The following is a 14,256-nucleotide window of genomic DNA, read 5'->3' on the forward strand; positions in this document are numbered from 1 at the left end:
TAATGACTGTAAAGCAAGTAGTAAATCTATTTTCTACTTGCTTCTGTATTTAACCACTGATTAAAAGCTCCTGAAGGTACACTGAAGTAGTCTCGTGTAAACTGAAGGAAAATTTCAGTATCTACTTCTCTTCCGGCAAACTGTTCGTAAAAGGAAGATAAATATTTCTCACCTACTTCTTCGGGACTAATCCCTCTATAAGCGTAATGTTCTTCGATTAATTCGATTATTTCCCAAGCAGGTTGTGCATTTAATATGGCTTCATGTTCAACCTCATTGATATTGGTATTGGATACTTGGCTTCCATTCACATGCTTTTCTAATCCCCCTATTTCTTCTTGTAAGTAAGCCAAAGCCTGTTGCTTACTTTCCTCACCTTGATCAACGCCGTATTGATAAGCAGCTAAATGCGATAGACCCGATCCAATCCAGCTATCATTTTGAGGATCCTGACTGATAGCCGATGCATAATAGAGAGCAGCCACCTCTTTAGCTAATATATATGGATTCCGAGCTTCTTCTGGATTCAGCATGACCATACCAGGCACACTCTCAGTTTCCAAGGAATCGCTAATAAAAATATCTGCTTGCTTAAATGGTAGAGGTGCTATCGCCTCTTCAAAATAATCAAAAACTGCCATGATCTCTTCTTCAGCTAAGTCCTTCCGTGATGAAGATTGATGCAAAAAGCTAACCTGCGTATCCTTTTGTGTAATCCTTTCACTTTTCTCCCAATTATCAGATACAATAGAAAAGGAGAAATTCTTCACATCATCGATGGAAACCTCTTCCTTGTCATTCTCAATAGCAGAAGATATAAATGTATATCCTGGTTGAAGGTCATAACTCACTTTAAATGAAGACAATAATGCATGATGATGATGAATATATGGATTATCTTTTGTCGCTTCTGCCCATCTTCCGTTTTTATATGGTGCTAAGGTAAAATACCAGTCTTGGAAAATATCAGCATCCTCTATTCCTCTCATTCTATAGTTAAATTGCACATCAAATTGACTCTCGCCTTGCCATTTTTTAGGTAACGTAATGTAATAAACGTCATCCTTTATTTCATATGGTAGATTTTCCTGGTTTACAATGATTTCATTCAGTTCTAATTGAGCTAAATTTCTCGGTGCAAAAAAAATGAGCTCTTTCCATTTATCTTCTGATTCGTTCTTAACTGACACTTCTTCTTTCACTGTAAACTCATTTGCACTTTCCATGGAAAGCTCTAAAGAATAGTCTCCTTTATTTTCATTTGTTACACCAATTTTCGAATCACTATATTGATTAACAAATATACCACCTAAAACAAATAATAGTAAAAGGATAGCAAAACCTACTTTATGTAAACTAAAGTTTAAAAATCGCTTTTCTCCTAATCTTTTTCGTGTTGGTCTCCCTTTTGGTTTAATTCCAGTTTTGATCCAAGGCATTCTAGCATAATCTGTTTGGAATTTATTTTTTAACCCCGCGGTTAATAAGCTAAAAGATATCGTGGTTATTAACAAAATGATAAGTGGCACCATTAATATATATTGATTGCCCATCAAATTCTCTCTCGCTTGTCCAACAAGACCAGATAATTCTTTTGTAACCGATAAATAGATAACAGGATCATTTCTAACAATCGTTCCACCGATAAAAATATTTAATAAAGCTAACTGTCCCATGATTGTAATCACATAAACAATTTCCATTGTGAACATCACAAGTAAAGATTCTTTTAATTGGGGAAACACGTTACGCCATAACAGCCTCCACCTCTTTGCACCAAGAGTCATTGATGCCAAAACAAAATCTCTTTTATAAATTTCAGCTGTTTTTTGCCGAACAGAAGATACGATACTAGGAGTACCAATAAGTGAGGCAATAACGATGAAATATGCTATAAGAATAGGCGTTTCCAATATAGAACCAAAATTAATAGGCAACAAGCAGAAATATAAAATTAAAAATGCAGGTACATAACTCCAAGCTCCTTCAAAAGCGATAATGAAAGACGGTGTTTTTTTCCATGTACCAATAAACATCCCCAGTACTGTACCGATTATCATCTTTATCGTAGCAACTGCAATGGCAATCCACACCGTATATCGCAAACCATAAAGTATCATTGATAATAAATCGTACCCCCACCGATCAGTCCCTAAAGGGTAAGCCATTGATTCAAATGGTTTTAATGGTGGTGAAATGACATCGCCATCAATATACTTCACCTCTAAGGCCATGAAGATGGAGTGTGGTGCTATTTTCGGACCAAATACCGTAAAAAATAAGACAATCGTTACACTAACTATCCCTAAATACAATGCGTAATTTCGATTATATATCTTATTCATAAATAAACCCTCGTTTAAATAAATAAAGTAAAAGTCTAATAACTACAAAGACAAGTAGAGAAATGAATAGCATGCCAAATAGCCCGATGGCAATAGGCTGAGGATCACCAAAACTTTGAAAAACAAACTTGGTTAGACCTGACACGTTGAGCAAATATTCCACAATAAATAAATTACCGATGGCAAGGGATAAAACTTTCACCAAATCAGCTACGAGAAACGGCTCAATATTTTTATACACATGCTGAAAATTAATACGATCAACTTTCAAGCCTTTTGCTACAGCTGTACGAATATAATCTTCTCCAGCTATTAAAAAGTACCTCTCAGAAATCAATTTAAATAGATAAATAGAAGGAGCAATCGCAACAAGAACCATCGGGAACCAAATATTCAATGCACCTCCATTCGGTAAAAAGGAGACGACTCTAAAGCCCGTCCATTTATAAATATTCACCGCAAAGAGTAGAGCAAAAATAATAAAAATAAAATCTGGAATGGTTGAGATAATATTCATCATGACACGGAAAATTTTTGTTAAGTAAAATCGACTTAAGAAAATACCGAATAATAAACTTAATAGAATTGAAAGTAATACACCCACAAAAACAATATAAAAGGAAGTGAAAAAATTATCTCCAATTTCTGAAGCAATCGACCTTTGCTCCATCCCTACATAATATGTACCTAAGCTGCCGGTGCTCAACTCTTTAAAGAAATTTCCTACCATTGATGGAAATTGAGCAAAATTCAAACTAACCGTACCATTAGTAGGGTTAACTAAAACGATTGATGGTAAAGTTGCTAGAAATAAAATAAGAAAGATGACGATAATCATTTGCTGGATATAACGAACCATTTCTTTCCCCCTTCTGCTTCTTTCGTCATGCTAACTATTTTTCATCTTTCCTACATTATTGTCAATATTTTTTTGATAATTCCCCCATTTCCGAATACAGGACTTTTCATTCAGATTTATATTTATTAAATAGCCCTTCAAATGGAAGAAAAAAGGGCGGCCAAATATTACTGTGCATTACCTCTTTTTTATGATGACATGTCTGAAACAAGTCATCATAAAAAGCCATGTGATTTTTTGCGGTCACATGGCGGTTTGTTGGTAATTAACTCCTCCTACCTTTTTTTAGCTAAATTTTTATTGGTAAAACTTTCATTTTCATACTCAGAATCATATATAATTAATTACAAAGATTGGTGGATTGTAGTTCTATCATATTAATAAGATATCTGTTAATCATTATATTATTTGTAAAAAATTATATTTTTTACATACCAAATATTGTAGTTTAAAGAAAATTATGTTATTTTTATACTCGTAATAAACAAATAATGGAAAGTAAGGATGAAATATAAAAAAGAAAATGACAAGACTTATTTGCTCGGTATTGGCAGTTGGTTCAATTGGACTAGGTGCAAATACAGCGTTTGGTGCCTCTTTCGGAAATTCTTCTAGTTGAGTCTCTACTAAAGAAGTTCTTGAAATTAGGTATAATGGGGCTGCCTGGAATTACTCTAGTTCGTCTTATAAGTCTACTTCGTTTAAATACTCACGAAATGGTAAAACTTTGCTAAACAAAACCGCCTATTCTAGCAAAGTGACAGGTTCTGTTTGGGACGATTTAAGATGGGGAGACAAGTATACTACGAAATTTTCTTGGAGTCGTGGAGCAAAAAAATAATTTTCTATAATTTTAATATTCATAATTTTTTTAAGAAAATCCAATATAATATAGAAAATCGTTCGGGCCTGATAGGTACTTTTCTACAGGGCCCGATTCGACTTTTAAATCTTATAAAATACCGCATTACTTTAATTATGAATAATAACTACGTAGTTGATGTCAACTAAAAGGTGATACTATTGAAATATTCTTTATTTAGATTTATCGACGTTATTGAGGCGTTTGCTATCTATCTAATGTGTTTTTCTACAAATTTAATATTTATTTATGTACAAACTTTGGATTTAGGAGATTCTTTTATTTTAGAGTCTTTTTTAGAAAGTATTATAGAGTATCAACTTGTAATAAATATTTTTCTTACATTTATTATAATAGTATTTCACTATCAATTTTTAAATCGTAAGAAAACAGAAATATCCTGCCGAATACTCGTAGGAGATACAATGGTAAATGTTGTAATTCGATATATCTTGAATAGTCTAACTATATTAGTGTTTAGTTTTTTACTGTCACTCTTATTAAACTTCTATTTAGAGTTGAATGTTACCAGTAATCTCTACTTAGTTTTTATTTTTATTATATATATATTAATTAGTGCAGCTAAGGTGGAAAAAGAATGAGAATTTTACGTTTTTTTATACTTAGAATATTTTTAAAAAGACCGATACTTGTTTTGGGTATGATAACATTACTTTTTTTAGCCAATTATCTTTCTTTTACAACTGTTCGTTCAGTTATATCAACTTTTCAAGGCTATGGAGAAATGGAAAATCTAAATCAAGAAGGGACTATTATTGCTAATCTAGACCCAGATAGTGAAGCTGATTTCAATGAAATTAATATAGAAGATACACAAAAAGTATATGAATACTTAAACAACAATTACACTTATGCTCTGCGAGTCGATGGTTTTGTTACTTCTTTACCTAATGAACATAAGATGGAAGTTCCTTTCAATTATATCGATGAGGAGGCTTATAAGATAAATCAATTGAAATTATCTCAAGGAGACCACTTAAACTTCAATTATAAATTTAATAAAGATGATATACCTATTTTAGTAGGTGCAGGTTTGGCCACAACATATCCTGTAGGGTCAAATATTGAGATTACAGATCCTGTGACCCAACAACTAGTTAATTTAAAAGTTCAAGGAGTCTTGAAGAAGAATACTCAAAGTTCTAATTTTTATGCTCCCAACTCAAAGAATTATCATAACTTTTCAATTTTTCTACCTATTAATGAAGAATTTATTCAAAATGCGGGTCTTGACCTCCACGTTAATGGTTTAATGGACCTTGTGCTTCTTGATTCGACAAAAGAAGAAGCAATGAATTTAAGAGAAAATATCAAGGTAAATGTAGGTTTAGAGTTTAACTTTTTTAATCAACAAGAAAACTTTGATTTCTTTGAAGATTATTATTTAAATTCATTAATAATCATCTGTACTATCACCCTTATTTTAACTATAATCATTGTAGGTCTCGCTATATGGAATAATTTGGTGAGTGTTCGATTAATGATAAGAGATTTTACAATCAATTTATTAGTTGGATTAAGTTATTCCAAACTAAGAGCAATTTTCTATAGCTATTTTGGAATATTGTTCTCTATTATTCTAATCATATTATCTGTGATAACCGCTTATAATAGATACGGCTCTTGGTTAAGAAACGATTCAACTTTTGCTACTTACGGAATATTTGGCTTAATAAGCATGGATTGGATGGCTTTACTTATTGTTCTTTTTATAGATGTTATTATTGCATTTGTGATTGTTGAACTTACGATAAAAAAAATTAAAAGTATTCCGATATCCGTAGGGGTGTTACAATGAATAGTATAATTAAGCTAGAAATCCAGAAAAAAACATTTAAGAAGAAAGGTTTTTCTATTCTAAATGACTTTGATTTGGAAGTGAAACCTGGGGAAAGACTTTCTATTGTAGGAGAGTCTGGAGTTGGAAAAACTTCTTTACTTAATATCCTTGGCCTACTTGATACAAAATATCAAGGGAATTATAGGCTTTTTGATTCACCTGTTAAGGATTTATCACGAAATAAACTAGCTGAGTGGCGTAATCAAAAAATTGGTTTTGTTCTCCAGGAGTCCTCGCTTATTAATTCTTTGACCATAGAGGATAATATTAAATTGCCGCTTATGTATGGTAACGTTGAAAAAAATCTAACTGTACAAGAGCGCTTTAAACGGATTACTAATAAAATTGGGATTGAGCCCATTTTGAAAAAAAAACCACTTGATTGTTCTGGGGGCCAACGATCTAGGGCCGTTTTTGCTAGGGCCGTAATTATGAATCCCCAAATAATTTTATCAGATGAACCAACTGCGTCTTTAGACTCGGAAAATAAAGAGAAAATTATCAATCTACTATTTGATATGAATAAAGAATTTAATACTACTGTTATTACAGTGACTCATGATTTAGATGTAGCCAATCGGCATGAACGTATAATTACTCTCGAAAGGAATGAATAAAATGGGGTTCATTGCAATGATCATGTCATTTATCCTTGGCATATTCTTCACAAACGGCATTTTTTATACAAGTTTTTTTAGTGCTAGGAATCATTCTCATACTTTTTGCTGTTTATCTAGCATGGCCTAAATAAGAATCATAATTACATATAGCACATTAAAAGAGTTATATTTAGTATTGGTTATAAAATCTTGGTTGCCCAATAAGATTCACTAAAACTCTTTTCTGCTTATGAGTTATGGGTGACCCTGATTTTGCTTTATTGTAAACATCTGTTGTTATTTCTTTATACGTATTGTTGGGTATATCTAGTTCTAGTTCATCAATAATTTTAATTAATGTTTCAGCACTTAAAGATTGTAATTGGTCATAAACCCATTCTATTTGCGAAAGATATGACATTTGTTCACTTCCTTGCTTATCGTGTTTATTAGTCCTCGTTTAATTCAAATGTAATGACTCCCCATTCTCCTTTTCCTTGATACCATTCAATACTACTTTGAAACACTCTTTTATATCCTTGTTTAGCAATTTCGTTCATCCGTTCACCTAATTCAGAAGGTGTAAGACCAAAATATGGTAATATATAGTTAAAGACTTTGAGGTGCGATAACTTGATCAACATAATATTAATTATTTTCTTAGCATTAACTTTTTTTGCCTCTATTACTGCATTAATTAATACTCATAAAATCCTAAGAGATCTAACAACGATAAAGGATAAACTAGGAATTAAAGAAGATAACATAAGTTCTAATTCCTTTTTTAAGAATGATCTTGATAAGGATTGATAAAATCGTGAACTTTATAACAACTACTTAACGAAACATAATACAAAGTCTATTTCTTAAATAACTTACATTACATATAACGCGCCTGAATTAGAAACTGGACAATTTTATAAACTAAATCATCCACAGCTTCATCTATAATGTCCTGATTAATTCCGATGTACCTCATAGTGACAGATGGGGATGAATGATTATATCTGTTGAAGAACTGCAACATCCTTATACTTTTGATAAAAATGATATCCGAATGTCTTTCTAAGGGTGTGCCTGCCGATTTCATCTAAGCCCACCTCTTTGGCAGCAGTATTTAATATCTTCCAAGCTTGCACTCGGTGTATACGGGCGTATCCTCTTCTGGACTTAAACAAATACTCTGCTTCTCTTTCTTAACGGTAAAATCCGTAATATGGCGCTTTAGATCGTTGTTAATCTTAAACCGTTTCAATTTACCAGTCTTTTGCTCAGTTATAACGATATGGTTTTTGTTTCTCACATCACCTACCTTCAACTTAAGCAAATCACTTATTCTAAGACCGGTATTAATCCCTAATACGAATAAAAAGTAATTCCTTTCATGCTGGTTCATCAAGACTTCTTTCATTGCAGCAACTTTCTCTAAATCACGTATAGGTTTAACGGTGTTCAATGCAACAACTCCCTTTTAATATTCTTCTATGGCTTCCAGCACATACCGGCATGAGAAAGGGAGAAATTCTCGGGTTAACTTGGGAAGATGTTGATTTTGAATCTAGAAAATTAAAAGTCAATAGAACTATATAAAAAAACAGGAGAATTTCTCTTGCAATCTCCCAAATCACCTTCATCTGTTAGAACAATATATATAGATGACGATCTTATAAGAGTTTTAAAAAAGCAAAAAGTAAAACAAAACATTGAAAAGATGAAGTTTGGGACTGTCTACAAAGAACATAATATGGTTTTTGCACAAGAAACGGGCGAGTTCATAAACCCTACTGCAGTAAACCAATTATTTTCTCGGTTCATTAGACAGTCCAAGCTCCCTGATTAGGTTTCACGACCTTAGACATACCCAAGCCACTATTTTACTACAAATGGGCGTAAACCAAAACTAGTGGCCGATAGGTTAGGACATTCTAGCGTTAAGATTACACTAGATACTTATTCTCATGTTCTACCAGAAATGCAACAAAATCTAATAGACCAATTCTCGAAAGCTATGAAAAGTGGTCAAATTGTGAGCAACTAAGTATTGAGGAGCGCTTAAACCCTACACCTTAAAGAAACCACCGACCCCTTTTACCATTGACGACACTTGGTTTACAGCATTCATCATTTGTCCCGCTGTATCCATCATCTTATTAAAATCAAGTGAACCATCTTGTGACTTAAAGCTATTCATAATCGATTGAACATTATTAGGTTGTTTCGCAACAAAAGATTGTTTTGGATACGGGTTCATGGTGTTATATTGGCTTTGCATATTATAAGATTTATTTACCGGCTGTTCATTGGGCTCGAGTGGATTGTGAAAATAATTCGGACTATCCTGTAAAGGGTAGTTTGGTTGGTGATTATTTACATCATGTTGAGGTGGATACATATTCCCATATGGAATTGTCTGATAGGGATAGTTATTCGTGTAAGCATAATTTATTTGAGATTGATTCCATAATGGCTGTTGTTGTCCATTCATTATTGGGTGTGGAACGGACTGCATTACCGGCAGTTGTCTTATTTCAGTAGGGTAGGACATATTAGATTGGTAAGGTGCATAATATGGATTAAAGCTCCATGCAACAGGCATATTTCGTTTACTTTTCTCATTTCTTTTACGGCCAAACATGGGCAAACATCCTCCTTATTCATCATCATTATACTGTATGATGAATAGGCGAATTAGGTGATTATCCTCAATAATATTTCCATTTTAAACAAGATATCCTTCCTTTTCAATCTGTCATTAATTGTTGAACTTTGTCGGAAGTTTAAATTTTTGAAAAATAAACAATCTATTTATTTCGTGTTACTATAAATTTAAAGATTTGTTTTTTCCTACATTTCTTTAAAACTTCATATTTCATCGCATGATTGGATGAGTATCCTTTTAAGATTATTTCATTATTTGGGGGAGGAAGATTCAAATGAATATTCACGAGCTAAAGCAGAAGTTTCAACAAGTGAAGGAAGTTAAGCCAGATCACGCGAACCAACTACTAGATTTCTCTAAACGAGCTTATATCCACAATGAAATTTCCATTTTGGATTATCGAAATCTTGTTCGTGAATTAGAATCATTAGGTGCTGTCATTCCTGAAAGTTTTTTTAAAGACGGATCCCTAATTACTATGAAATAGGAAAAAACATTCATAACTCAGAAGGAAAAAGGAGTCACTTTTTAGTGACTCCTTTTTCCTTCTATTATTTATACTGAATCCTGCTCTCCCTTTTCCTCTCATTCTTTGTAAGAAAAAGTCGCTCGATTATTTCATTCGCCCAAAGTTCGGACCTTTAAATCCTCAGTCTTAGTCTTGTTCACACTTCACTTTCTTCTACAATTCTTAACAACGTCTCAACAACATATTTTGCAGACTGCAATTGATTTGTAAATCTCGATTTACTTGTTTCAGGATAAAAGGCTTGAATGGAGCATGTTTCAATTTGGTCATAGGCGGAATTAATTTGCATCGGCCACAGCTTCTTCGTTGCTTTGGACTGTAAAAAATGAAGTGCTTCTTCCTGCCATACATCCAACTCTTGTTTCACCTTGTCTGCATAAGGCTTAACTTCGCCGAAAAAATCCGCTTTCTTATTTTCTTTTCTACCATCTATATAGCGCTTCTCTATCCATTCCAAATGCATTAATATCTCTTTTGAGTGTTTGGCTAGCTTGTTCATCATGTTCATCTCCAGTCATTCTGTAAAAATCATAGATGAGCTAACCTTATTGTAGCTTACGACTATACTACTCGTAAATGATTAGCGATAACCAAGTTTGTATTTCACAAAATGTGAATCCGTCGTATCTTGTTGATGAAGCTCGTCCATCGGAAATCTTTCTAATTCCTCTAACTTTTTATGACACGCTTCTACTTTTTCTATTTGTTCTTCTTGTTGATTGAACTTTAATTGTTGTAGATTCTTTTGCACAGCTGTCTCTAAAGCCTCCAATTGATTATAGATATCCTCTAGCATGAGTAATAATTCTTGTTTTTCTGTCATATTGGGTTTCATTGACAAGTCATGCCTCCTTTAAGGTCGCGTCTTTGATATAATGTACATTCGCTTTCCTATTTTTTTCTCCTTTGCGATTGACAAAACTAGAACTGATTCGGCAAAGAAAGAAGGATTTTTTATATAATGACCTTCTTTCGACAGCATATGAATAAACGTTTGAAAATATGACTAAACGGCAACACTGAAAAGAAAATGAAACATTTTTGCCTTCTATTACGTCAAATATTACAAAACAAGTACACCTTGTTGGATTAGTGCTTTTTGACCACCCGATTACATCTTGCTTCTGGTATGATAAGGTATAGTTTGTGAGGTGAAGTCTATGGCATTTCATTACCCGAACGGGAGGAAATATGTACCTGCAGAAAAAAGCACATTAGAAAAAAGAAAACGCAAGAATCCGTCATATGGTAAAAGAGGTATGACATTGGAGGACGATATAAACGACAGCAACCAATATTACTTAGATAGAGGGATCGCGGTCATACACAAGAAACCAACACCAGTACAGATTGTTCAAGTGGATTACCCTGCAAGAAGTGCTGCCGTCATTAAAGAAGCATACTTTAAACAGGCATCGACAACTGACTATAACGGCATTTACAAGGGTAAGTATATTGATTTCGAAGCAAAGGAAACTAAAAACACCACTTCATTTCCTTTTAATAACTTCCATTTGCATCAAATTGAACATATGAGGAACATCATTAAACAAAGGGGCATTTGCTTTGTCATTTTACGCTTTTCGACAACTGACGAGTTATTTTTACTAGAAGCTAAGGAATTACTCGTTTTTTGGGAACGCATGGAAAATGGCGGAAGGAAATCGATGACAAAGGATGAAGTGATAGAAAAAGGGCATCGCATAATACTTGGCTTTCAACCGAGAATTGATTATATTAAGATATTAGATAACATTTATCAGCTTGATAGCTCAACATAAGGTTTGAGATAGAAAGGAAGGACTTATATGTCAGAACAGTATAAATCTAGGGAGGAGCGCCGAAAACAACAACAGCAATCACCTAAACCGAAGAAGAAAAAATCAGGAAAAACGTTATTCAAGAAGATTTTTCTCACATTAATTGCACTCGGTATTGTTGGGATGATTGCAGGCGCAGCTACATTTGCCTTTATGGTTAAGGATGCTCCCGAGCTAGATCCAGCACTATTAAAGGACCCTATTCCGTCGGTACTTCTCGATATAAATGGTGAAAAAATTACGGAAGTCGGTGCTGGAAATTTAGATTATGTTGAATATGAAGATATACCTGACCTTGTTGAAAATGCTTTTCTGGCAACAGAAGATGTTCGCTTTTATGAACATAATGGCATGGATTTAATTCGATTAGGTGGAGCAGTTATCGCCAACGTAACAAAAGGTTTTGGTTCTGAGGGCGCTAGTACGATTACTCAACAGGTCGTAAAGAACTCATTCTTAAATAATGAAAAAACAATTAGCCGTAAAGCACAAGAGGCTTGGCTTTCATTCCAATTGGAACGAAAATATACGAAGCAAGAAATCTTTGAAATGTATGTGAATAAAATTTACATGTCAGAAAATAGTCACGGTGTGTTAACAGCATCACGTTTATATTTTGGTAAAGATTTGGATGAACTGGAGTTACATGAAGCCGCATTACTTGCAGGGATGCCGCAAAGTCCAAACAACTATAACCCGTTTACTCATCCAGAAAATGCCGAAAAACGACGTAACATTGTTTTATCTTTAATGAACCAACATGGATTCATTTCCGAAGAGCAAAAGACTGAAGCACAATCCATTCCTGTCACTGAAGGGTTAGTTGCTGAAGGTGAAAGAGAAATAGAAGATGATACACCTTATGATTCATTTGTCGATGTTGTCATTGATGAAGTAACTGAAAAATATCCTGACCTCGATATCTTTTCCGATGGTTTAACAATTCATACAACAGCAGACAAAGATATCCAAAAATATGTTTCAAATATCTTAAATAGCGAAGATGTCATACAATATCCTGATGAAGAATTCCAAGCAGGGATTACTTTATTAGATTCAAGTAATGGTGAAGTTCGGGCGATTGGTGGCGGACGGAATCAAGAAGTAAAACGTGGCTTCAACTTTGCCACAGACCAAAAACGTCAAGCAGGTTCAACATTTAAACCGATCGCCGGATATGCACCTGCCATTGAATTTAATCAATGGGGCACTTATCATACACTTGTTGATGAGCCATATAAATACAGTGAAGGAACCGAAGTAAATAACTGGGATAACTCGTTTAAAGGGACGATGACGATGCGCCAAGCATTGGCAGAGTCACGGAATATACCTGCTGTTAAAGCTATTCAAGAAGTGGGCACTGAGCAATCAATGGAATTTGCTAATCGACTAGGCTTTAACTTTAAAGATGAATATTATGAGTCATCTGTACTTGGTACAAAGGCCGTTTCTCCAATGGAAATGGCAGGTGCTTATAGCGCATTTGCCAATGAAGGTTTCTATACAGATCCTCATACTGTCAAAGCCATTGAAATGCGTGATGGTACGAAAATTGACACCACACCTGAAAGTGAAGCGGTGATGAATGATTACACTGCCTTTATGATTACAGATATGCTGAAGACAGCTATCTCAAGCGGTACCGGTACAACAGCAAATATCCCGGGATTACCTGTAGCTGGAAAAACAGGGACAACAAATTATACAGCAGAAGAAAAACAAAAGTATGATATCCCTAACGGTGCAACACCAGATGCCTGGTTTGCTGGTTATACAACGAATTATACGGCAGCAATTTGGACCGGATATGAAAGTAGGAAGACTTACCTACCATCAAACGGATACGATCAGAAGATTGCCCAAATGCTCTTTAAAAACATTATGCAATATGCTTCAGAAGGGAAAGAAACAGCTGATTTCAAAATGCCTAACTCTGTTGAAAAAGTGGCGATTGAAAAAGGTAGCAACCCTGCAAAACTAGCAAGCGAATATACACCAAGTGATCAAATTATTACAGAGTACGCTGTCAAAGGAAATGCACCAAAAACAGTCTCTGAAAAGTTCGATAAACTTGAAGCACCGAATGGTTTCAATGCCAAATATAATAAAGAAGCCAATACGATCGAACTCGTATGGAAACATAAAGACAAAGATAATACTCAGTTTGTGGTGACCGGCGCTATTAATGATGGCGGTGCCCAAGAGCTCACGACAACATCTGAAACATCACTTACAATTGAAAATCCTGAACCTGATAGCACATATACCTTCACCGTCAAAGCGGTTCAAGATGATAAGGAAAGTGATGCTGCCCAAACATCTGTTAACATACCGGCCAATGAAGAAGAGCCAGAAGAAGTCGAACCACCTGACGAAGAAACGCCAGGTGATGGACAACAACCACCTGGAGACGAAGAAGGTGGCAATGAGAACGAGAATGGCAATGGTGACGGAAATAACAGCGAAAATGGCGATGGAAATGGAAATAACAATGGTGAGGGCAACGATAACAACAATGGTAATGAGAATGGTAATGGTAATGGTAATGAAGATAATAGTGAAGAAGAAAATCAATCACCTGAAGAAGAACAACCACCATCACCACCAGATGAAAACCCTGAGGAATAATCGTTATGTTAAAGGCAGAGAAGCTATCTTCTCTGCCTTTATCTTACCTGTGTGATTGTTTCAAAATATTCAAGAAGGCATTTGCTAAAGC

The 14,256-nt window shown here is 34.4% G+C and carries 13 protein-coding genes and 1 pseudogene; 7 read left to right on the top strand and 7 right to left on the bottom strand.

The features are described 5' to 3' along the window. Positions 1-26: 26 nt before the first annotated feature. The gene (locus tag MHI57_RS05890; protein WP_340975373.1) at positions 27-2,345 is read right to left on the bottom strand and encodes an ABC transporter permease; all 2,319 of its coding nucleotides are present in this window, start codon (positions 2,343-2,345) and stop codon (positions 27-29) included. Beyond that, on the bottom strand, positions 2,338-3,204 hold the full coding sequence (locus MHI57_RS05895; protein WP_307313084.1) for an ABC transporter permease subunit: 867 nt from the start codon (positions 3,202-3,204) through the stop codon (positions 2,338-2,340). Before MHI57_RS05895 ends, MHI57_RS05890 begins: the two co-directional genes overlap by 8 nt. 1,460 nt (positions 3,205-4,664) lie before the next feature. Here MHI57_RS05895 and MHI57_RS05900 point away from each other — a divergent pair. Beyond that, positions 4,665-5,885 (top strand): peptide ABC transporter permease, encoded by a 1,221-nt coding sequence (locus MHI57_RS05900; protein WP_340975376.1) that lies wholly within the window; start codon positions 4,665-4,667, stop codon positions 5,883-5,885. Next, positions 5,882-6,544, top strand: a complete 663-nt coding sequence (locus MHI57_RS05905; RefSeq protein WP_251161904.1) for an ABC transporter ATP-binding protein — start codon at positions 5,882-5,884, stop codon at positions 6,542-6,544. The genes MHI57_RS05900 and MHI57_RS05905 overlap by 4 nt, the downstream gene beginning before the upstream one ends. A gap of 172 nt (positions 6,545-6,716) precedes the next feature. On the opposite strand, the gene MHI57_RS05910 is transcribed toward MHI57_RS05905, so the two are convergent. Together MHI57_RS05910 and MHI57_RS05915 are read right to left on the bottom strand one after the other, a co-directional pair. Continuing rightward, positions 6,717-6,947, bottom strand: a complete 231-nt coding sequence (locus MHI57_RS05910) for a hypothetical protein (RefSeq protein WP_340975378.1) — start codon at positions 6,945-6,947, stop codon at positions 6,717-6,719. Positions 6,948-7,406: 459 nt separating this feature from the next. Next, positions 7,407-7,982, bottom strand: a pseudogene (locus MHI57_RS05915) (site-specific integrase). Here MHI57_RS05915 and MHI57_RS25040 point away from each other — a divergent pair. Then, the gene (locus MHI57_RS25040) at positions 7,982-8,116 is read left to right on the top strand and encodes a tyrosine-type recombinase/integrase (RefSeq protein ID WP_445293194.1); all 135 of its coding nucleotides are present in this window, start codon (positions 7,982-7,984) and stop codon (positions 8,114-8,116) included. The pseudogene MHI57_RS05915 and the gene MHI57_RS25040 overlap by 1 nt on opposite strands. A 19-nt stretch (positions 8,117-8,135) precedes the next feature. Continuing rightward, positions 8,136-8,366: a hypothetical protein gene (locus tag MHI57_RS05920; RefSeq protein WP_340975379.1), complete on the top strand. Its 231-nt coding sequence runs from the start codon at positions 8,136-8,138 to the stop codon at positions 8,364-8,366. Between the two features lie 219 nt (positions 8,367-8,585). Here the strand turns inward: MHI57_RS05920 and MHI57_RS05925 are convergent, their stop codons facing one another. Then, positions 8,586-9,161: a YppG family protein gene (locus MHI57_RS05925; protein WP_251161907.1), complete on the bottom strand. Its 576-nt coding sequence runs from the start codon at positions 9,159-9,161 to the stop codon at positions 8,586-8,588. A 298-nt stretch (positions 9,162-9,459) separates the two neighbouring features. Here MHI57_RS05925 and MHI57_RS05930 point away from each other — a divergent pair, with 298 nt between their 5' ends. Beyond that, on the top strand, positions 9,460-9,672 hold the full coding sequence (locus tag MHI57_RS05930) for a YppF family protein (protein ID WP_095372800.1): 213 nt from the start codon (positions 9,460-9,462) through the stop codon (positions 9,670-9,672). A 178-nt stretch (positions 9,673-9,850) separates the two neighbouring features. Here the strand turns inward: MHI57_RS05930 and MHI57_RS05935 are convergent, their stop codons facing one another. After that, a complete protein-coding gene (locus MHI57_RS05935; protein ID WP_340975380.1) occupies positions 9,851-10,213 on the bottom strand; it encodes a DUF1798 family protein in 363 nt (120 codons plus the stop codon). Between the two features lie 81 nt (positions 10,214-10,294). Next, entirely contained in the window at positions 10,295-10,555 is a 261-nt protein-coding gene (locus tag MHI57_RS05940; protein ID WP_224937460.1) for a hypothetical protein, read from the bottom strand. Between the two features lie 319 nt (positions 10,556-10,874). Here MHI57_RS05940 and recU point away from each other — a divergent pair, with 319 nt between their 5' ends. Beyond that, a complete protein-coding gene (gene recU / locus MHI57_RS05945; protein WP_340975381.1) occupies positions 10,875-11,495 on the top strand; it encodes a Holliday junction resolvase RecU in 621 nt (206 codons plus the stop codon). Positions 11,496-11,522: 27 nt separating this feature from the next. Beyond that, complete coding sequence (locus tag MHI57_RS05950; protein ID WP_340975383.1) at positions 11,523-14,165, top strand: transglycosylase domain-containing protein; 2,643 nt, start codon at positions 11,523-11,525, stop codon at positions 14,163-14,165. The last annotated feature ends 91 nt before the right edge of the window (positions 14,166-14,256 follow it).

Origin of the sequence: Cytobacillus sp. FSL K6-0129 (assembly GCF_038007625.1) — a bacterium.
In the GTDB taxonomy this organism is placed as follows: domain Bacteria; phylum Bacillota; class Bacilli; order Bacillales; family Cytobacillaceae; genus Cytobacillus; species Cytobacillus kochii.